The sequence below is a fragment of the Pseudalkalibacillus sp. Hm43 genome (assembly GCF_054170705.1).
In genome coordinates this window covers 1,096,188-1,111,728 of the sequence record NZ_CM135129.1, presented here as the reverse complement: position 1 = coordinate 1,111,728, position 15,541 = coordinate 1,096,188, and the positions used below count along the sequence as shown (strand labels likewise).

The following is a 15,541-nucleotide window of genomic DNA, read 5'->3' as shown; positions in this document are numbered from 1 at the left end:
GTATATACTAATACTAGTTTGAATCTTGTGCAAGTGTCGAAGGAGAGGAGAATATATGAAGAAATTGATACCTTTCCTGATTGCCGTTTTACTTCTCTCTCTTACCGGGTGTCAGCAAGCACTGGGGAGTGGCGAATTAAAGAACGTTGGACTTTTGATTGAAGATACCATTAACGACCAGGGTTGGGGTACGAAGGGTTATAAGGGTTTACTTCAAGTGAAAGATGAATTCGATAATAAAGTGTTCTATCGGGAAGAAGTGAAATCAAAAGATCAGGTTCTAGATGCAGTCAGAGAATTTCAAAAGAACAACGTCAATCTCGTTTTCGGACATGGTAAAATGTATGCACCGATCTTCATGGATATCAAATCCGATTTCCCGGACATGCACTTTGTCAGTTTCAATGGAAAAGTAAGTGGAAAGGGCATTACGAGTGTCCATTTTGATTCATATGCAATGGGTTATTTTGCAGGCGTCATATCTGGTGCGATGACGAAATCCAATCAAGTCGGTATGATCGCGGCCTTTCCTTGGCAACCAGAAGCAACTGGCTTCAGGGAGGGCGCTAATGTCTACAATCCGGAAGTGGAAACCCACATATCGTTCGTGAAGGATTGGAGTGACACGGATAAAGCCATCAGGATTTTTGATGAGATGAAAGAAAAAGACGTAGACATCTACTATCCAGCTGGAGATGGATATACCGTTCCCGTCATCGAAAAAGTGAAGGAAGAAGGAGATTATGCCATCGGTTTCATCTCAAATATGGCCGATTTAGGTGAACAGACTGTGTTGACAAGCACCGTTCAACACGTCGACCGCTTATATGTGAACATTGCCAAGGATTACAATGATGGCAATTTGACATCAGGTAATATCCATTATGATTTCCAGGAAGATGTCATCTCACTGGCACCTTTCAGTGACGCTGTTCCGGAGCAACTTCAGAAAAAGATTACGAAATTGGTTGAAGACTATAAGGAAACAGGTAAATTACCAGCACCTTAATCGTACTAGGAGGAATGAAGAATGGATCAAGAACGGAACATGAAATTCATGCAGATTGCCATGTCTCACTTACCTGAAGCAAAGCAACTGATGGAGCAAAAAGGGATTGAATTAACAATGGAAGATGTTCAGCCTTTATTGAATATGCTCATGAACGTCATGAATGATGCATATGAATTGGGAAAATCGGAAGCTGAAGATCAAGGATAAGGGTAAAAAGTACATAAAACAACAGGGAAACCTTTCGCTAAAATGCGGAAGGTTTTTCTATTAGCTTCTCTCTGTATATGAACAATTTATCTGGACAATGACACGAATATGGATTAAAATTAGTACCAAGTCATAATATAAGATACTAATGGAATGTGAATTACTGAAGTCATACAAAAAGGGGTAATGAAATGAACGCAGGTGTTATCGGAATTGGCAGATATGTCCCGGAACGTGTGATGACCAATGAAGAACTTGAACGTATGGTTGATACGTCTGATGAGTGGATTCGCACTAGGACTGGTATAGAGGAAAGAAGAATTGCCGATAAGGAAATGGATACCTCCCATATGGCAGAGCTTGCAGCTAAAGAAGCCTTGAACGATGCTGGTCTAGAAGCAAGCGAAATCGACTTGATTCTAGTTGCAACGGTCACTGGGGATTATGGATTTCCGTCTGTTGCATGCCTGATCCAGGAACGACTCGGTGCAAAAAATGCAGTTGCGATGGACTTAAGTGCAGCTTGTGCTGGTTTCATTTATGGTATGATTACAGCAAAGCAATTCATCCAAACGGAAACATATAAAAACATACTCGTCATAGGGGTAGAAAAACTGTCTAAAATCACAGATTGGGAAGACCGCAATACGGCAGTCCTTTTTGGTGATGGTGCAGGTGCAGCTGTCATTGCTCCTGTTGAGAGTGATAAAGGGATTCTATCCTTTGACATGGGCTCGGATGGTTCTGGAGCGAAACACTTGTATCAAAATGGTGATCTCCTCTACATGAACGGTCGTGAAGTTTTCAAGTTTGCGGTAAGACAAATGCCTGAATCTTCTATGAAAGTTGTGGAGAAGGCTGGACTGAGCAAGGAAGATGTAGACTTCCTCATCCCACATCAGGCCAACATCCGGATCATGGAAGCAGCGCGAGAAAGACTTGATTTACCGAAAGAAAAGATGGCAGTTACAGTAAGTAAATATGGGAACACTTCTTCATCATCCATTCCGATTGCTTTAGTTGAAGCATTGAAAGAAGGGAAGATTAAAGATGGAGACGTATTGGTACTTGTAGGGTTCGGCGGAGGCTTGACCTGGGGTGCCGTAGCATTGAGATGGGGAAAATAGTTGTAAGGAGCTGAAGTTACAATGAGTAAACGAGTTGTCATTACTGGACTCGGTACAGTATCTCCAGTAGGAAACGATACAGAAACTACATGGAATAATATAGTAAATGGAAAATCTGGTATATGTGAACTGACACGCCGCGACAAAGAGCAATTTCCTGCAAAGGTTGCGGGTGAAGCCACTGATTTCGATCCCGAACAATATTTGGATCGTAAAGATGCACGTAAGATGGACCGATTCACCCAGTTTGCGATCGCTGCTTCCTTACAAGCTGTAAAAGATGCAGATTTGACAATTACGGAAGAAATCGCACCACGTGTCGGTGTATGGATTGGATCCGGAATCGGCGGAATGGAAACCTACGAAGAGCAGTTCAAAGTGTTCATGGAAAAAGGCCAACGCCGTGTGAGTCCTTTCTTCGTTCCAATGATGATTCCGGATATGGCTTCTGGACAAGTGTCCATCATGTTAGGAGCAAAAGGAATCAACTCTTGTACTGTAACAGCATGTGCTTCCGGCGCCAATTCGATTGGTGATGCGTTCAAAGCGATCCAACGTGGCGATGCAGATGTCATGGTTACTGGTGGTTCAGAAGCACCGATTACGAACATGGCATTAGCTGGATTCTCTTCTTCCAAAGCGTTGTCGACGAATCCAGACCCAGGGTCTGCAAGCCGTCCATTCGATAAAAACCGTGATGGCTTTGTCATGGGTGAAGGTGCGGGGATTCTTATATTGGAATCACTGGAATCCGCACAAAAACGAGGCGCAAGGATCTACGCAGAAATCGTCGGTTACGGTGCTACAGGTGATGCACATCATATCACACAACCAGCACCTGGCGGAGAAGGCGGAGTCCGTGCCATGAACATCGCGTTAAAAGATGCTGGGCTCAAGCCAGAAGAAATCAGTTACTTGAACGCGCATGGTACAAGTACGGATTTCAACGATAAATACGAAACCGCAGCAATCAAGACGGTCTTTGGTGAGCATGCTCAAAAATTAGGAATCAGCTCGACGAAGTCGATGACTGGTCACCTGTTAGGGGCTGCTGGTGGCTTGGAAGCTGTATTATCCATCAAGGCAATTGAGAATAATATCATGCCGCCAACCATCAACTACGAAACACCGGACCCAGAATGTGACCTGGACTACATTCCGAATGAAGCACGTCGTGCAGAAGTGAATGCTGTCATGAGTAACTCACTTGGATTCGGAGGCCACAATGTAGCACTCTTGTTCAAGAAATTTGCAGAATAAAACGATGCCAGAAAAGAGGCTGAAATAACTCTAACGGGTTCGGTTATCTATCACAAACAAAAAATATGTTGACTAAATAGTGCCCCGAATTGCATAGCAATTTGAGGCACTATTTTTGTTGATAAATAAGGATTATTGCTCAAATAGAACGTTAAATTGTTTGATCATTTGCATACGAATTTGTAACCTTACAAAATCCCCTGTATGTTTGCAGATTTTACTATTAATTGTTTTTGTTAGAATGCGGAAGGTAATCAAAATTTTTAAAAATTATATGGATAATATGCTAAAAGTGTACTTAGATACAAACTTATTGTTATTCAACAAAAGGACAGGATTGTTGAAGGTGGGGGAGATAGGGTTTAACGGACATCAGATCCGTTATTTGTGACAAATACGCTAATTTCGGTGTGCAAACGGACATCAGATCCGCTATTTTTTAAAAAGTATATTGTTTTTGATGATTTTGGACCAAATAAGGTATCATATGTCCGTTAAGTTTAGTGAAAATGTATAAATTATAGAAATAAGGTCCTCAATGTCCGTTAGAATTATAAATTAGTCATTCTTCATCAATTATCGGGCGCTTTAGTTTAAAAAACTGGAATAAAATAATAGCCGCACATCAATCCGTAATGGATTGAAAGTTCGGCTTATTTTTTATCTCATACGATATGAAATACAGTGAAATTATCTATGCATTTCCATATGCAATTTCTTAAGTAAATCACGGTTTTGTGACAGGTATCAGACCCCGTTAAAATAACTCAGCCTCTTTTTTTATGTCCGTAAACCTTCATTTCTTTAGAAAATTCACAATGGTGAAAACGAACTGTTAGCATTTCCCCACACCGCCTTAACATCCCTCCATTATTGTAGTTTGTGTAATACAGATTTGGAGGGATAGAAAATATGAAAAAAGCCATCATCTTGACTTTAGGTTTGATATTATTCATCAGTTCGGGAATGACGAACGCGGTCTTCGCCGACGACAATGACTCGGATGATAAGAAGAACATCTTGAACGTTGCTCACCGTGGCGCTTCAGGTCATGCGCCTGAACATACCCTGCCATCCTATGCTTTAGGTGAAAAAATGGGTGGAGATTACATTGAAATCGACTTGCAAATGACAAAAGACGGTCATTTGATTGCAATGCATGATGAAACGCTTGATCGTACAACCAATGGGCAAGGATTGGTCAAGGACCATACGCTCGCTCAAATTAAAGAGTTGGATGCTGGATCATGGTTCAATGAGAAGTATCCTGAATATGCTAAACCGGAATATGAAGGACTTCAAGTACCGACATTGGATGAAGTACTAAAAGAATTCGGACCTGAAGCACAATATTATATCGAAACGAAATCTCCAGAGGTTTATCCAGGGATGGAAGAGAAATTGCTTGAAACGTTAGAAAAGCATGGTCTGATTGGAGAGGAAGTACCTTCTGACCAAGTGTTGATCCAATCGTTCAGTCCAGCTAGTCTACAAAAACTTCATAACCTTAATCCAGATCTTTCACTCGTTCAACTTCTCTGGTATACGAATCCTGCAACGATTACCAATGCAGAATTGGAAACCTATAAGCAATATGCAATGGGCTTAGGAATGAACCATTCGCAGATTGATCAAACGTATGTGGAGAAAGTTCGATCTCATGGGTTTGAAATTCATCCTTACACAGTCAATGAAAAAGAAGATATGAAAAAACTTATTGATTGGGGCGTGACGGGAATGTTTACGAACTTCCCTGATCGACTAGAAGAAGTAATAGCAACATCGGGTGAAGACGACGATAAAGAAGAAGAATAAGATACGGAAGAGAGCTGATTTTAATCAGCTCTTTTTTTGTATACATATAATAGAAGAAAGTCGTTTTTCTTTAATAAAAAATGGCATAACATCGTGACTAATTCCATATAGTGAACTAACCATGTACAAGCACTCGTATAGGAGATGAGGGCTTTGATTTTTCGATTCTTCATTCTAATGATCGGATTCAGTTTTGCCGTTTCTGGTGGCGTCAGTCTGATCGCCTTTTTGAATTTAGTTACGACAGGTCATGGATTTGCGAACTATTTCATGTTTATTTTCAAAAGAGTAGAGCTTATGATTTTTCTTATTGGACTGGCATTGATCTGGGGGAGTATTTATCTTCCTTCTATGAAAAACAATTCAGATGAATGACGGCGATATACATTTGTCGACGGAAAATGTCTGTTAATAGAATAAATTCTTTTACCTCTGACTATACTGATTTTAACAAACAGTAAATCCTGTAAAGTGAGGGGTATACATGTTGTACTTGAGAGATGTTTGGGTAAACTGGTTCGAAGGCGAAGAGAACGGCTATAATGTCTGTGAATTTCACGAATGGCGAAAAGAAGATTTCATTGAGCTTCTTGATCAAGTTCCAATCATTAAAATGGAATCGCCTCTCCTAAACTACATAGAGAATGACTTGAGCGAACTACCGAATGAGCTGTTGGAAGAAGTAAAGAATAAGAGCTATATTCGGAAGAACAACCAGAGAGAGCAAATCGAGTATTGTTTCATCGCAACGGATGGTCGGAAATGTATGATCATCGATACGATGGGCTACCGAATTCCGATACGGAAAAGCCGGATGATTCCAAGACAGGAACAACTCGTATATGAAATGGCAGAGGAGTTGGATCCGAAGCCGTATACATTCGATACAGATGAGTTCCACAAAAAAGAGTACCACATTCTTTCACCAGACCCGCAAAACATGAAAGGGCTGACCAGAAGAGAGAGGCAGCTCAAACAACTACTGTTCATGGCATTGGATCAAATGTATTCCAGTGCGAACACCGCTGAAGCCCGATACTGGTATACAGAATGGTTTCCTGAAAAGTATTCCTCCATTCAAGATATGAGCTTTGAAGAAGCTTGGAGAGCATTGTATATGGAAGTATCTCAGGGGTGGACATCGAAGCATCAGACAATCTGTGAAAGGTTGATTAAAGGGCAACCCTATTTTGAGAAAATATGGGAACTTGAAAAAGGAACACACGTAAATTAGCTGACTCGAAACGAGTCAGCTATCTTTGTGTGAAATGAAAATGAAGTTTATGATTACGGTCATGAGGGAATGTTGGCAACGTAAAGCTTCTACTATTTGAAGGAGGTATTACTTTGTCTAAGAAAGTGTTGATGATCGTAACGAATGCAGACAAGATAAATGATGAACAAGAGACCGGACTATGGCTTGAAGAATTTGCTGTTCCTTACAACCTATTTGAAAAACAGGGCTATGAAATTCATGTGAGAAGCCCGAAGGGTGGCAACATTCCTCTGGATCCGAACAGTATTCCGGAGGAACCTAATGCAGACTATGATGAGGCGCGCAAACAATTGGAAAATACGGAAAGTTTATCAGAAGAAGAATTAGCCGCAGGATATGACGCTGTGTTTTTACCAGGTGGACATGGTACAATGTTCGACTTCCCAGAAAATGTAGTTATGCAAAAGCTGATCGGTAAACTGGCAGATGAGAATAAAGTTATTGGAGCCGTTTGCCATGGTCCATCGGGTCTCGTTAATGTCACTTATCAAGATGGCACTCCTATCGTACGAGGTAAGACGGTCAATTCCTTTACAGATGAAGAGGAGCATGAAATGCAATTGACCGAAGAGATGCCGTTTCTGCTAGAAACTGCAATTCGTGAAAAAGGTGGAGAGTTCGTAAGGGGAGACAAGTGGACCGACTTCTCTATACGAGATGGGAACCTCATTACGGGTCAAAATCCAATGTCGAGCGAAAGTACCGCGTTAAAATTCATTGAAGCGCTCAATGAACAATAAAATGGACTAAAAAAAGTGACCGTCAAGGCTTAAAAATTGCCTTTTAACGGTCACTCTTTTATTTCTTCTTCCTTTTGCGCTCTAAGCCCATTGCTCGTTCCGCTTTCGCAAGCATCTTATTGGCCACGCGATCCGCTTTCTCAGCACCCTGATCAAGAATGTCATCCAACTCTTCAGAATTCAGGAGCTCATGATACCGTTCTTGGATCGGTTTCAATTGGCTGATGACGGCATTAGCCACACCTTCCTTAAAGTCACCGTAGCCTTTTCCTTCATATTCCGCCTCAATGTCTTCAATCGATTTCCCTGAACAGAGGGAATAGATCGTCAACAAGTTTGAAACGCCAGGTTTGTTTTCTTTGTCAAACTTCACTCTTGCTTCAGAATCTGTTGTGGCTCGTTTGATTTTCTTCATGATTGTTTTTTCATCATCCAGCATGGATATATAACCTGCTGCGTTCTCATCGGATTTACTCATTTTTTTCAACGGATTTCCAAGATCCATGATTCGTGCGCCAACCTTAGGGATGTGCACTTCCGGTACAGTGAAAATGTCGTTGTATTGTTTGTTGAAGCGCTCTGCTAAGTCTCTTGTCAGCTCAAGATGCTGCTTCTGATCATCACCGACAGGTACGATATCTGTTCCGTAAAGTAAGATATCTGATGCCATCAATGGGGGATAAGTCAGCAATCCAGCTGATACGCCGACACGCTGATCCGCTTTATCTTTGAATTGAGTCATGCGCTCAAGTTCACCCATATAGGATACACATTGCATGATCCATCCCATCTTCGTGTGGGCAGGTACTTCAGATTGAATGAAAATCGTTGATTTCTGTGGATCGATTCCGATCGCAAGATAAAGCGCTGCGAGCTTCCTCGTGTTGTCACGCAGTTCCAACTTATCTTGAGGAACCGTAATCGCGTGTTGATTGACTACACAAAAGTAACAATCGTGTTCCTCCTGATACGTAACGAAATGTTTCAAAGCTCCTAAATAGTTCCCTAGTGTAGGAAATCCGGTTGGTTTGACACCTGAGAAAATGACGGACATGTCTTTTCACTCCTTGTAAATTTTTGAACAAAATAAAAAACGCCGCGCAAATCGTCATTATTGGGACGATTGCACCGCGTTGCCACCCAGAATTATTCTTCGGATAAAGAATCACTCAGTTCTCTGCGTGCTTGATCTGCAGACAGAGTGTCCTGGATATCGTCTGGACTGGACGTCAAAGCCTACTCTTATTTCGGTTTGAATGCTCAGAAGCCCATTCTACTCCAGCCTTTATCTGTTCCCACCAACCACAGACTCTCTTGAAAAGGGTGTGAAGTGTACTTTTCTTCCTCATCGCATGTGTGAAATTTTAGATTATCGATAGTATATACAAATGGATTATCAAATGCAACACTAAATGTTGAAGGAGATCAGAACGGTTGCCAAAAAGGCAATGATACCGGAAATCAGTAGAGGTTCTGTGGCTTTATATTCGAAGACCTCCGATGGTAACTCCATTCGTTCTACATCATCCATTATATCTCCGTATTTGGTGCCTTTCTTCATAAAACGTCTGAAACTAAGAGTGATAGCATCAAAAAATCCCCCCCTAGCAACGAACATCAGACAACCAAGCATAATGTAGGCGAGTGATACCATGAATACAGAATTCAATACAGCAACAAAGGTTAGATTATCGTAATAGAAGAATCCTGCACCTACACCTACTATTAACAGAATGATCAAAGCATATATGGATCGTTTTATTAAGTTCATCGTGTCACCTCAAGTCGATGATACACGATAATGATAGAATCAAGCAATATCTTAACGATTCATACACATCTTTACATAGGAGCAACACCTGTAATTTGTCAGAAGATTTGCGAATGAACGACAAATGCATATGATATGCATTCTTTTATATTCAAAATGCTTATATATCAATCTTTACACATCATCCGTATACATAATCTTCAATTTTTACGCACTGTATACCCAAATACGCGCATATTTAAAGTGGGTATATAGTCCTAATTTTTGTTATGAAACCGTAATGAACATGGGCTTTTTGTAAAATATATTAAAAAAACACATGCAAAATAGTCCGAAAACTTGTATAATACAAATTGTGAACGAAATTCCTCAAAAATCTGACAATTTTTCGGGGCGGCGTTCGCTACATTTCACCAATATTTAGGGGAGGTCATTAAGGCATGAAGAAGTCAAAATGGTCATTGCTGCTAACACTAACTCTAGTGTTGAGCATGTTCCTAGCTGCATGTTCTGGAGGCGGAGATAGCGCTGACGGAGACAAAAATGGCGGCGATGGAGACAAAGGTAAAGAAGGTAACACAGATGTACCTCAAGTATTGAACATTCTTGAGAGTGCAGAGATCCCAACTATGGATTCTGTACAAGGTACAGATGCTGTAGCTTTCCAAGTTATGAACGAAACAATGGAAGGACTTTATCGCTTAGGTCCAGACAACCAGCCGGTACCTGGTATCGCTGAAAGTCACGAAGTAAGCGAAGACCAAACAGTATTCACTTTCAAACTACGTGATGCTCAATGGTCAAACGGAACTCCTGTAACAGCACAGGACTTCGTATTCTCTTGGCAAAAAGCAGTTGACCCTGAAGTTGCTTCACAATATTCATTCATCATGGGTCCTGTAAAGAACGCTGAAGCAATCACTGCTGGTGACATGAAGCCAGAAGAACTAGGTGTAGAAGCTGTAGATGAGAAGACGTTGAAAGTAACACTTGAGCGTCCAACTCCTTACTTCCTAAGCTTGACTACATTCGCAACATACTTACCACAAAATCAAGAATTCGTTGAAGGGCAAGGAGATCAATACGCTCTTGAAGACGAAAACCTAATCTATAACGGACCATTCTTGCTTACTGATTGGAAGCACGAAGAAGGATGGGTACTTAAGAAGAACCCTGACTACTGGGATGCTGAAAACGTTAAGCTTGAAACAATCAACGTAAAGGTTGTTAAAGACCCTGCAACTGCAGTTAACCTTTATGAAACTGGAAAGATCGATCGTGCAGGTCTATCTTCTGAATTCGTTAACAAGTACAAGGATCACGAAGATTTCAAATCTTACGGAGAGCCGGTACTCTTCTACTTCAAGTATAACCAAACTCGTAACGAAGCATTAGCGAACGTTGACGTACGTAAAGCATTGAGCATGGCAGTAAACAAGGAAGACCTAGTAAACGTAATCCTTAACAATGGATCTATTCCTGCATACTTCTCTGTACCACAGGACTTCGTTACACATCCTGAAACAGGTGAAGACTTCCGCGCAGGAAATGGCGATCTTTTGAAGACTGACAAAGATAAAGCTAAAGAACATTGGGAAAAAGGTCTAGAAGCTCTTGGCAAGGATAGCGTAACACTTGAAATCCTTGGTGGAGACACTGAAACAGCTATGAAGATGCAAGACTACTTCAAAAACCAATTGGAAGAAGCTCTTCCTGGTTTGACAATCGATCTCAAGAACGTTCCATTTAAGCAACGTCTAGAGCTTGATGAAGCACAAGATTACGACATCCAATTCGCTGGTTGGGGTCCTGACTATCTTGACGCTATGACTTTCGTTGACCTTTGGGTAACTGACGGTGGTCACAACAAGATGGGCTACTCTAACCCAGAGTATGACAAGCTTGTGAAACAAGCGAAGAACGAACTTGCTGACAAGCCTGTAGAGCGTTTCCAAGCAATGCAAGAAGCTGAGAAACTATTACTTGAAGAAGATGCTGCAATCGGACCACTTTACCAACGTGGAACTTCCCAACTTTGGAAGCCATATGTGAAGAATGTACCGATTCACTCATTTGGACCTGACTATAGCTATAAGTGGGCTTATATCGAGAAGTAAGAATAAGCACTGATTAGTCAGAATCAGGAGAGTATCAGGAGAGTATATGTCGTCCTGAATGACGTATACTCTCTTTTCCTGTTAACGGATAATTTTTAGAAAATAATAAATCCTTTTATTTATTAATGTATTCAGGAGAACAACATGGAGGTGGAAGAGGATGAAAGGGTATATCTTTCAACGTGTGGTTTATATGGTAATCACACTGCTCCTCATTGCTTCAGCGACGTTTTTCCTCATGAAGATCATGCCAGGGACGCCCCTGAGCAATGCGGAAAAACTATCTGCTGAACAAGAAGCGATCATACTTGAGAAATATGGGCTTAATGACCCCGTCCCTATTCAATATATTAAGTATATGGGTAACGTATTAACTGGAGATTTAGGTAATTCATTTCAATTCGATGGTCGTGAAGTGACGACACTGATTTTGGATCGTATCGGTCCATCTGCACAGTTAGGTATTCAAGCAATCATTTTCGGTGCGATTTTTGGAATTCTATTAGGAATCGTTTCGGCAGTCCGATATAACACAGTATGGGATTACGGTGCTACCTTGATAGCAGTAATCGGTAAGTCGATTCCGAGTTTCGTATTTGCAGCACTCTTGCAGTATTATGTAGGTGTTAAATTACAATGGTTCCCAGTCGCATTCTGGGAAGGTTGGGAATACTCTGTTCTTCCGACTATTGCCTTAGCTGTATTCGTCATTGCAATATCAGCTCGTTTCACACGTACAGAAATGCTAGAAGTCATGAATCAAGACTTCATCACAACCGCACGCGCAAAAGGTGTAAGTGGTTTTGCAGTCGTATTCAAACATGGTATCCGAAATGCGTTGATTCCACTTATCACGATCATGGGACCACTAGCAGTAGGACTCATGACTGGTACGCTTGTCATTGAAAAAATCTTTGCAGTTCCAGGACTAGGAGAACAATTCGTCCGTTCCATCACAACTAATGATTACCCAGTAATCATGGGAACGACTTTATTCTTCTCATTCTTCTTGATTTTGATCATTTTGATCGTCGACATCCTTTATGGAGTCATTGACCCACGAATTCGTTTAGCAGGAGGGAAAGAGTAATGAGTAAACGTGAAGACTATTTAACTGATGAACTGTTTCAGCCTGCTAATTTAGATAGTGAAAAAAGTGAAAAGATTGCCGGACCAAGTTTGAGCTATTGGCAAGATGCTTGGATCCGTCTTCGTAAGAACAAGGCTGCTATCGTTGGTTGTATCATTCTACTAGCCCTTACGATTCTCGCAGTCTTTGGACCTATGATGAACCAATATTCTTTCTCTGAGCAAGATCTATCCCGTGCGAATCTACCAGCGAAAGTTCCTGGAATTGAAAATCTAGGAATCATGGATGGTAAAGATGAGATGGGTAACGACATGTATGAATTGAAAGGCCAGGAAGAAGGAACTTACTTCTGGTTCGGTACTGATGGACTGGGCCGTGACCAGTGGACTCGTATCTGGCAAGGAACTCGAGTATCTCTTTACATTGCATTGCTTGCTGCTGCAATTGATATGGTCATCGGTGTAGCTTACGGTGGTATTTCCGCTTATTACGGTGGACGTGTCGACAACGTCATGCAACGTATTGTTGAGATCTTGATCGGTATCCCGAACTTGGTCGTTGTAATATTGATGATCCTCGTACTGGATCCAGGTATAATATCCATCACCGTCGCCTTGACGATAACCGGTTGGATAGGAATGTCGAGGATTGTGCGTGGACAGATGTTGAAGCTTAAAGGACAAGAATTCGTATTAGCTGCACGTACTTTGGGTGCTTCGGATAACAAAATCATATCCAAACACTTAATTCCTAACGTACTAGGTGTCATCATCATCAACACGATGTTTACGATACCTGCTGCAATCTTCTTCGAAGCATTCTTGAGCTTTATCGGATTAGGATTGCAGGCGCCATTGGCATCATTAGGAACGTTGATTGATGAGGGGTACAGAAATATGCAGATTTTCCCTTATCAAATGATCTATCCATCTATCGTAATCAGTTTGATCATGATTGCATTCAACGTTGTAGCCGATGGATTACGTGACGCACTAGATCCTAAAATGAGAGAATAGTAGAAGGTGGGTGAAGAGTATGGAAAAGATATTAGAAGTAAAAAACTTACACGTATCATTTGACACTTTCGCTGGAGAAGTCCAGGCGGTCAGAGGTGTCGATATCGATTTAACAAAAGGGGAAACCTTAGCGATCGTAGGTGAATCTGGTTCTGGTAAATCCGTTACTTCCAAAAGTATCATGCGATTGATTCCAAACCCGCCTGGTCGTATTAAAGAAGGTCAAATTCTTTTCGAAGGAAAAGATTTAGCCAAATATTCAGAGCGTCAAATGCAAAAAGTCAGAGGTTCTGAGATCTCTATGATTTTCCAGGATCCAATGACTTCACTGAACCCGACGATGACGATCGGGAATCAGATCATGGAAGGTCTTCGAATTCATCAGAAGATGTCGAAGTCCGAAGCGACAGCTCGTGCGATCGAGTTGTTGAAACTAGTTGGTATTCCGAATGCAGAATCACGCTTGAAGCAATACCCTCACCAGTTCTCTGGTGGTATGAGACAGCGTGTCGTCATCGCGATTGCACTTGCTTGTAATCCGAAGATTTTGATTGCCGATGAGCCGACAACTGCACTAGACGTAACGATTCAAGCACAGATCTTAGACCTAATGCGTGACTTGCAAGATAAAACGGGTACAGCTATTATCTTGATTACGCATGACTTAGGTGTCGTAGCAAATGCTGCTCAACGTGTGGCAGTCATGTACGGTGGACAAATCGTAGAAACAGGAACTGTTGATGAAATCTTCTATAAGCCACAACATCCATATACTTGGGGACTATTGGCTTCAATGCCGAAAGTAGGAGATTCTAGCACTGAGCTGATTGCAATTCCTGGTTCACCACCAGACTTGAGCGATCCTCCGAAAGGATGCCCATTTGCAGCTCGTTGCCCTCATGCAATGCAAGTTTGTGTGGATCATATGCCAGAAGCAACAGAAGTTTCAGGTACACACCAAGCAGCATGCTGGCTACTTGATGAAAGAGCACCTAAAGTAGAAAAACCTGCTGAGGCAACTGTTGGGGGTGCACGCTAATGTCTACACAAGAAAAAGAAGTATTAGTTGAAGTAAAGAATCTGAAGAAGTATTTCAACATGGGGAAAGGACAACATCTAAAGGCAGTTGATGATGTTTCTTTCAACATTTATAAAGGTGAAACGTTAGGGCTCGTTGGTGAGTCCGGATGTGGTAAGTCGACAACTGGGCGTACAATCATCCGACTTTACGGAGCAACTGACGGCTCAGTCACATTTGATGGCGAAGATGTTCACGGAAAGAAAGATAAAGTGAAATTAAAAGAGTTCAATCGTAAGATGCAAATGATCTTCCAAGATCCATATGCATCCTTGAACCCAAGAATGACCGTAAAAGATATCATTGCAGAAGGTATTGATATCCACGGTCTTGCCAAGTCGAAGGAAGAGCGATTGAACAAAGTATATGAATTGCTTGAGACAGTCGGCTTGAACAAAGAACACGCGAACCGTTATCCTCACGAATTCAGTGGTGGACAACGTCAACGTATCGGTATCGCACGTGCTCTTGCGGTAGATCCGGACTTCATCATTGCTGATGAGCCGATCTCCGCATTGGATGTATCTATCCAGGCTCAGGTTGTCAACTTGATGCAGAAGCTTCAACGTGAACGCGGTCTCACATATCTGTTTATCGCCCATGACCTTTCTATGGTTAAGCATATCAGTGACCGTGTAGGTGTTATGTACCTGGGCAACCTTGTTGAGTTGGCTGATAGTGATACGCTATACAACGAGCCACTTCATCCTTACACACAAGCATTGTTATCTGCAATTCCAGTTCCAGATCCTGAATTGGAACGCAGTCGTGAACGAATCATCCTTGAGGGAGACGTACCAAGTCCAGTTTCTCCTCCAAGCGGGTGCCGTTTCCGTACAAGATGTCCTCACGCAATGGACGTATGTGCGAAAGTCGTTCCTAAATGGCAAGAAGCACGTGAAGGACACTATGTTGCGTGTCACTTGTACGATGACGAAGTGAAAGAAAACTAATAATTGAACGTACAAGAGACGATCTCTGAAAAGAGATCGTTTTCTTTTTGATTGAAAGTAGTTGTAATTTATCAAAAAA

15 protein-coding genes and 1 other annotated feature are annotated in these 15,541 nt (G+C 41.6%); of the genes, 13 read left to right on the top strand and 2 right to left on the bottom strand.

Translation table 11 applies throughout. From position 1 onward, the window contains the following. Window positions 1-55 precede the first annotated feature (55 nt). The 8 genes from ACXQIQ_RS05880 to ACXQIQ_RS05845 all read left to right on the top strand — a co-directional run bounded on the left by ACXQIQ_RS05880 (window position 56) and on the right by ACXQIQ_RS05845 (window position 7,437). Window positions 56-1,009, top strand: coding sequence for a BMP family ABC transporter substrate-binding protein (locus ACXQIQ_RS05880; protein WP_439299703.1), 954 nt, complete (start codon window positions 56-58; stop codon window positions 1,007-1,009). A gap of 21 nt (window positions 1,010-1,030) precedes the next feature. Continuing rightward, on the top strand, window positions 1,031-1,219 hold the full coding sequence (locus ACXQIQ_RS05875) for a ComZ family protein (RefSeq protein WP_439299704.1): 189 nt from the start codon (window positions 1,031-1,033) through the stop codon (window positions 1,217-1,219). 191 nt (window positions 1,220-1,410) lie between these two features. After that, window positions 1,411-2,346 (top strand): beta-ketoacyl-ACP synthase III, encoded by a 936-nt coding sequence (locus ACXQIQ_RS05870; protein ID WP_439299705.1) that lies wholly within the window; start codon window positions 1,411-1,413, stop codon window positions 2,344-2,346. A 21-nt stretch (window positions 2,347-2,367) separates the two neighbouring features. Beyond that, window positions 2,368-3,606 (top strand): beta-ketoacyl-ACP synthase II, encoded by a 1,239-nt coding sequence (gene fabF, locus ACXQIQ_RS05865; RefSeq protein WP_439299706.1) that lies wholly within the window; start codon window positions 2,368-2,370, stop codon window positions 3,604-3,606. 912 nt (window positions 3,607-4,518) lie between these two features. Next, window positions 4,519-5,421, top strand: a complete 903-nt coding sequence (locus ACXQIQ_RS05860) for a glycerophosphodiester phosphodiesterase (RefSeq protein WP_439299707.1) — start codon at window positions 4,519-4,521, stop codon at window positions 5,419-5,421. A gap of 153 nt (window positions 5,422-5,574) precedes the next feature. Next, window positions 5,575-5,796, top strand: coding sequence for a hypothetical protein (locus ACXQIQ_RS05855; RefSeq protein WP_439299708.1), 222 nt, complete (start codon window positions 5,575-5,577; stop codon window positions 5,794-5,796). A 109-nt stretch (window positions 5,797-5,905) separates the two neighbouring features. Then, window positions 5,906-6,655, top strand: a complete 750-nt coding sequence (locus tag ACXQIQ_RS05850; protein WP_226552150.1) for a YjbA family protein — start codon at window positions 5,906-5,908, stop codon at window positions 6,653-6,655. A 113-nt stretch (window positions 6,656-6,768) separates the two neighbouring features. Then, window positions 6,769-7,437, top strand: coding sequence for a type 1 glutamine amidotransferase domain-containing protein (locus ACXQIQ_RS05845; protein WP_439299709.1), 669 nt, complete (start codon window positions 6,769-6,771; stop codon window positions 7,435-7,437). Window positions 7,438-7,495: 58 nt separating this feature from the next. Here the strand turns inward: ACXQIQ_RS05845 and trpS are convergent, their stop codons facing one another. Together trpS and ACXQIQ_RS05835 are read right to left on the bottom strand one after the other, a co-directional pair. Further along, on the bottom strand, window positions 7,496-8,491 hold the full coding sequence (gene trpS, locus ACXQIQ_RS05840) for a tryptophan--tRNA ligase (RefSeq protein WP_439299710.1): 996 nt from the start codon (window positions 8,489-8,491) through the stop codon (window positions 7,496-7,498). Between the two features lie 58 nt (window positions 8,492-8,549). Then, window positions 8,550-8,795, bottom strand: a binding site (T-box leader). A 50-nt stretch (window positions 8,796-8,845) separates the two neighbouring features. Beyond that, complete coding sequence (locus tag ACXQIQ_RS05835) at window positions 8,846-9,208, bottom strand: DUF3899 domain-containing protein (RefSeq protein WP_439299711.1); 363 nt, start codon at window positions 9,206-9,208, stop codon at window positions 8,846-8,848. 440 nt (window positions 9,209-9,648) lie between these two features. Between ACXQIQ_RS05835 and ACXQIQ_RS05830 the strand changes: the two genes are divergently transcribed. The 5 genes from ACXQIQ_RS05830 to ACXQIQ_RS05810 all read left to right on the top strand — a co-directional run bounded on the left by ACXQIQ_RS05830 (window position 9,649) and on the right by ACXQIQ_RS05810 (window position 15,462). Further along, window positions 9,649-11,325 (top strand): peptide ABC transporter substrate-binding protein, encoded by a 1,677-nt coding sequence (locus tag ACXQIQ_RS05830; protein ID WP_439299712.1) that lies wholly within the window; start codon window positions 9,649-9,651, stop codon window positions 11,323-11,325. A 160-nt stretch (window positions 11,326-11,485) separates the two neighbouring features. Next, window positions 11,486-12,415, top strand: coding sequence for an oligopeptide ABC transporter permease (gene opp3b, locus ACXQIQ_RS05825; RefSeq protein WP_439299713.1), 930 nt, complete (start codon window positions 11,486-11,488; stop codon window positions 12,413-12,415). Then, window positions 12,415-13,431 (top strand): oligopeptide ABC transporter permease, encoded by a 1,017-nt coding sequence (opp3C, locus tag ACXQIQ_RS05820; RefSeq protein WP_439299714.1) that lies wholly within the window; start codon window positions 12,415-12,417, stop codon window positions 13,429-13,431. The genes opp3b and opp3C overlap by 1 nt, the downstream gene beginning before the upstream one ends. A 19-nt stretch (window positions 13,432-13,450) precedes the next feature. Then, window positions 13,451-14,470, top strand: a complete 1,020-nt coding sequence (locus ACXQIQ_RS05815) for an ABC transporter ATP-binding protein (RefSeq protein WP_439299715.1) — start codon at window positions 13,451-13,453, stop codon at window positions 14,468-14,470. Then, window positions 14,470-15,462: an ABC transporter ATP-binding protein gene (locus tag ACXQIQ_RS05810; protein ID WP_439299716.1), complete on the top strand. Its 993-nt coding sequence runs from the start codon at window positions 14,470-14,472 to the stop codon at window positions 15,460-15,462. The genes ACXQIQ_RS05815 and ACXQIQ_RS05810 overlap by 1 nt, the downstream gene beginning before the upstream one ends. Window positions 15,463-15,541 lie beyond the last annotated feature (79 nt).

What these genes read in the sequence shown, in the direction of transcription:
- opp3C (WP_439299714.1), top strand. Translation starts at nt 12,415, where the DNA reads ATGAGTAAACGTGAAGACTATTTAACTGATGAACTGTTTCAGCCTGCT.
- ACXQIQ_RS05830 (WP_439299712.1), top strand. Translation starts at nt 9,649, where the DNA reads ATGAAGAAGTCAAAATGGTCATTGCTGCTAACACTAACTCTAGTGTTG.
- ACXQIQ_RS05810 (WP_439299716.1), top strand. Translation starts at nt 14,470, where the DNA reads ATGTCTACACAAGAAAAAGAAGTATTAGTTGAAGTAAAGAATCTGAAG.
- ACXQIQ_RS05850 (WP_226552150.1), top strand. Translation starts at nt 5,906, where the DNA reads ATGTTGTACTTGAGAGATGTTTGGGTAAACTGGTTCGAAGGCGAAGAG.
- fabF (WP_439299706.1), top strand. Translation starts at nt 2,368, where the DNA reads ATGAGTAAACGAGTTGTCATTACTGGACTCGGTACAGTATCTCCAGTA.
- ACXQIQ_RS05880 (WP_439299703.1), top strand. Translation starts at nt 56, where the DNA reads ATGAAGAAATTGATACCTTTCCTGATTGCCGTTTTACTTCTCTCTCTT.
- ACXQIQ_RS05860 (WP_439299707.1), top strand. Translation starts at nt 4,519, where the DNA reads ATGAAAAAAGCCATCATCTTGACTTTAGGTTTGATATTATTCATCAGT.
- trpS (WP_439299710.1), bottom strand. Translation starts at nt 8,491, where the DNA reads ATGTCCGTCATTTTCTCAGGTGTCAAACCAACCGGATTTCCTACACTA.
- ACXQIQ_RS05870 (WP_439299705.1), top strand. Translation starts at nt 1,411, where the DNA reads ATGAACGCAGGTGTTATCGGAATTGGCAGATATGTCCCGGAACGTGTG.
- ACXQIQ_RS05875 (WP_439299704.1), top strand. Translation starts at nt 1,031, where the DNA reads ATGGATCAAGAACGGAACATGAAATTCATGCAGATTGCCATGTCTCAC.
- opp3b (WP_439299713.1), top strand. Translation starts at nt 11,486, where the DNA reads ATGAAAGGGTATATCTTTCAACGTGTGGTTTATATGGTAATCACACTG.
- ACXQIQ_RS05835 (WP_439299711.1), bottom strand. Translation starts at nt 9,208, where the DNA reads ATGAACTTAATAAAACGATCCATATATGCTTTGATCATTCTGTTAATA.
- ACXQIQ_RS05815 (WP_439299715.1), top strand. Translation starts at nt 13,451, where the DNA reads ATGGAAAAGATATTAGAAGTAAAAAACTTACACGTATCATTTGACACT.